Genomic DNA, 3,796 nt, shown 5'->3' on the forward strand with positions numbered 1-3,796 from the left:
ATTGAAAGGCAGGTTAGCAATAGCCAATTTAGATGAAAGTTTTATCTTAATACCAGCAACAGCGGCCACTAAAATAATAGAGAGAGATGAGGCAGCGATTGTCTACCACATGGAGAAGTCACAGCCGCAAGATACAGAAATAGAAGAAGATGATCCGTATAAAGATTATCAAATACCTGATGACTTAATGTGGTAAACCTATGATCTGAGGTGCTGGTTTGTGGCATTTAGCATGCCCTTGAACCAGTTCTTCATAAATAGCCTTGAACTCGCTGCCGATAAGCTTTTGTAGAGGGAATTTTTCTTTTTCAAGACGAAACTCGACATTACCGGGAAAGAATATAAAAGTGAGGTAGGCTCCTTTCACTGAAATGAGTTCGGAAATGCCTTTATGGGATGTGTACTTGCATAATTCCTCGATATTTTCACTAGCGGGTGTTTTAGTCTTCTGTTCAACATGCTTCTTTGCGATTGGTGCCTTTAAGTGACTCAAGCTTGTACAAGCATCAAGTGTCAGCGCAGTCAGAAGGATAAAGAGAAGTCTTAGCATGCTTGTATACTATTCCTGGGGTCGAGATTTAAGATATTTTGCGGGAGAAATTCCGGTCCAGCGTTTAAAAGCACGGCTAAAGGCGCTAAGTTCAGAAAAGCCGAGCAAAAAAGCAATGTCGCTTAGACTATGTTTGCCTTTATTTAAATATGCGTAGGCCTTTTCTTCACGCACTTCATCAAGCAGGTCATGAAAGGAAATTCCTTCTGATTTAAGACGTCGATATAGCGTGTGTCGACTCATATTCATTCTTTTTGCGATATTTTCAGCATCTACCTTATCTTTGGAAAGCTGGCTTTCAAGGGTAGTCTTTACCGAGTCGGTAAAGCTGATCGCGGGTAGAATTTTTCTAGAAAGCGACTCTATATGTTTAATCAATAATTTATAAAGATAAGGGCTACGCCTGGGTAGCTTGTAGTTGAGATAACACTTCTTAAAAATGAGTGTGCTGTGGCTCTGGTTAAATCGAAGAGGGCAACGGAATATTTTTTTAAACTCAGAAATATCACCCGGTGCAGGGTGTTGAAAATGAACGGCTTCCAAATCGAGCTTTCGATTAATATGGTCTTGGACCCGTAATACTGACAACGCAAGTGTATGCTCTATATCGGCTGAGCAGTAAACCTCATTGTAGTCACAGACATATTCCAGATAAGTAAACTTATCATCATTGTGAATTTCAATATGCATGCCTTCATTAACCAAAGAATAGTAGCGTTGGTATTGTTGAAGTCCTTCATAGAGGGTTGGGCTATTAAAGAAAATGTGTGCAACTAAACCCATTTCTTCATTATGGGGATTCTGAGCGAGTTTAAGGCCAAGACGCTCGTCGGAGGTATAGGAAAGCGCAAGAGACCATAACGCATGATAAGCAGAGATATTTAGTCGGAAGTCTGCTAACTCAAGCTCGTGTAGTTCACAGGCCAAGGTAGAAATCAAAAGCTCGTTATTGATACCTTTTTGAATAAGATATTCGCACAATACTTTCGCGGTTGAGGAGTTTACGAACAAGTTTTTGACCCGGGACTTGCCAGACTTAATTGTCATTTAGCTTTCCTTTCCCTAACCGTGACTAAAGATACCTATTGTAGTAATTAAACCAAAGCTGTGTATTAATTACTGTTAATTAGGAATGCTACAGTCAGTCAAAAAGGTGGCACATATCGTCAAGAACAGGCATTCGGTCTGCTATATATTACACACACTGTCCTTTAGGAGTTGTACAGTAAACGAATTACAAACTTATACTAGCGGTGTTATTGACGGGGAACCACTATGGAATACGAAGTTTTTGTACCACAAAATGAAAATGAAAAAGAAAATTGTTCTGAGCTAGCAAATTATCTGAACAGTATGTTTTTTTGCTAAGTAGATTAAGAGGTTCAAGAAAAGGCGCGAAGTGCGCCTTTTTTTATTACACTAAACTGCTTTCAAACGCTGCTTTATTGCGTTATTTCTCTCAAGCATATCTCTAATGCGTGTTAGTTGGCTAAGGTTATCGCCGCTTTGCTTAGACTGGTTTGAAAAGACCAAGCCGACTCGCCACGAAGTATCGTCATTATCCATCCTTACCTTATTTACAATCTTTGCCTCAATTTGATTAACTTTTAGCTCCCCCATGTCCATATTCAAAACGAGGCGCAAACTTAGCTTGCTTCCGAGTTCTGGTTCACTGGGTACAGCCAGAGCAAGGCCAAGGAGATTGAAATCGAGAACATCTAAATCAAGCCAGCTAGAAAATAGACCTTGTTTAGTTTTGATTTGTGCCACGAGTTCTGCGGCGGGGACGCGTCGGTTACGACGATTTTCTTTAGGGTGGAGCTCTACAATCATTAAAAAATATACCTTACTACGTATCACAGTTTAGAAGTGAAAAGCATTTAATTAGTCAGATTAGGATACATATGAGAATATGCCATGAGCTCTTGGTGATAATGTGAACTGATTAAAAAAAATACAATGACTAAACTATATTCGCGCATAAGAGGGGAAGGTTTCCCCGTATTGATCCTTCACGGCCTGTTTGGCTCGTCAGATAATTTAGGCAGTGTTGCAACGGCCTTGGCAAGTAAGTTTAAAACCCATGCTATTGACCTGAGAAACCATGGTCGTTCGTTTCATCGCGAAGAGATGAACTATGAGCTTATGGCAGAAGATGTGATCGAATATATGAATGATCAAGGTATTGATATCGCATATGTGCTTGGACATTCCATGGGTGGAAAAGTCGCTATGAGTCTAGCCCTGCACCAGCAAAAACGAATAAAGGCCGTGATCGTTGCCGATATATCGCCTGTTCGGTATGAGGGACATCACGATGAAATATTTGCTGGTTTATTTGCTTTGCTAGAGTCAGATATCGTAAGTCGAAAGGAAGCAGATTCTTTGCTAGCGGAATTTGTTCCAGAGCAGGGGGTGAGGCAATTTTTACTAAAGAATCTAAAAGCCAAGCCCGGTGGAGGTTTCGATCTAAAAGTAAATCTCAACGCCATCCATCAAAATTACCATCATATTCTGGATGGACAGCATGCTGAAAAACCTTTTTTAGGGGAAGTGCTCTTCATTGCTGGCGAAGCATCAGACTATATACAGGCCGCCCATAAAGAAAAAGTAGTGAGCTTATTTCCCTTTGCAAAAGTCCGAATCATTCCAAAAGCCAGTCACTGGTTACATGCAGAAAAACCGGAAACCTTTATAGGAATATGTGAACGTTTTCTTACGGGTATCGACTAGACTATACATAACAACACTAGAAAGGTAGTTATGAGTTTACCAACAATAATAGATATTGAAGCTTCAGGCTTAGGAAAGGGCTCTTATCCAATCGAAGTAGGTTTTATTTCAGGTAAGGGAGAAACGGGCTGTACCCTGATAAAACCATTAGCTCATTGGACGAAATAGAACCGGGACGCCGAAGCGCTTCATGGAATATCCCAAGAGCTATTAAAAGAAAAAGGGCGAGATATTGTTAGCGTTGCCCAGTGGCTTAACCACAACCTTGCAGGTCAGACCATATATTCAGATGGCTGGGCTAATGACATGTGCTGGCTGGGTCAGTTATTTGATAAAGCTGAATGTATACAAGCCTTTCGAATTGAATCTTTACTCTCATTGCTTAGCCAGGAAGAACGAGAACAATGGACACCCGTCCACGACAAAGTTATTGAATTAGCAGGTCTGGCGCGTCATCGGGCCAGTGCAGATGCAAAAATGATTCAGGATACTTATGCAGAATTAAAAGGCTTG

At 40.7% G+C, this 3,796-nt stretch carries 5 protein-coding genes and 1 pseudogene; 3 read left to right on the plus strand and 3 right to left on the minus strand.

Annotated elements, in window-relative coordinates:
• A partial coding sequence (locus A3761_RS20170) for a DUF2058 family protein (protein WP_156491984.1) occupies nt 1–196 on the plus strand: 196 nt, incomplete at its 5' end.
• On the opposite strand, the gene A3761_RS20175 is transcribed toward A3761_RS20170, so the two are convergent.
• From A3761_RS20175 to A3761_RS20185, 3 genes are all read right to left on the minus strand, one after another.
• Nucleotides 185–550, minus strand: a complete 366-nt coding sequence (locus tag A3761_RS20175; RefSeq protein WP_068553025.1) for a hypothetical protein — start codon at nt 548–550, stop codon at nt 185–187. The two genes, A3761_RS20170 and A3761_RS20175, sit on opposite strands and share 12 nt — an antisense overlap.
• 9 nt (nt 551–559) lie before the next feature.
• Entirely contained in the window at nt 560–1,597 is a 1,038-nt protein-coding gene (locus A3761_RS20180; RefSeq protein WP_068553024.1) for an AraC family transcriptional regulator, read from the minus strand.
• A 372-nt stretch (nt 1,598–1,969) separates the two neighbouring features.
• Entirely contained in the window at nt 1,970–2,383 is a 414-nt protein-coding gene (locus A3761_RS20185; RefSeq protein WP_068509978.1) for a PilZ domain-containing protein, read from the minus strand.
• 126 nt (nt 2,384–2,509) lie between these two features.
• On the opposite strand from A3761_RS20185, the gene A3761_RS20190 reads away from it, so the two are divergent.
• Nucleotides 2,510–3,283, plus strand: a complete 774-nt coding sequence (locus A3761_RS20190) for an alpha/beta fold hydrolase (protein ID WP_068509979.1) — start codon at nt 2,510–2,512, stop codon at nt 3,281–3,283.
• A gap of 306 nt (nt 3,284–3,589) precedes the next feature.
• Nucleotides 3,590–3,796, plus strand: a pseudogene (locus A3761_RS20195) (hypothetical protein); the annotation flags it as partial.

This window comes from Oleiphilus sp. HI0123 (genome assembly GCF_001635315.1).

What these genes read in the sequence shown, in the direction of transcription:
- A3761_RS20175 (WP_068553025.1), bottom strand. Translation starts at nt 550, where the DNA reads ATGCTAAGACTTCTCTTTATCCTTCTGACTGCGCTGACACTTGATGCT.
- A3761_RS20180 (WP_068553024.1), bottom strand. Translation starts at nt 1,597, where the DNA reads ATGACAATTAAGTCTGGCAAGTCCCGGGTCAAAAACTTGTTCGTAAAC.
- A3761_RS20185 (WP_068509978.1), bottom strand. Translation starts at nt 2,383, where the DNA reads ATGATTGTAGAGCTCCACCCTAAAGAAAATCGTCGTAACCGACGCGTC.
- A3761_RS20190 (WP_068509979.1), top strand. Translation starts at nt 2,510, where the DNA reads ATGACTAAACTATATTCGCGCATAAGAGGGGAAGGTTTCCCCGTATTG.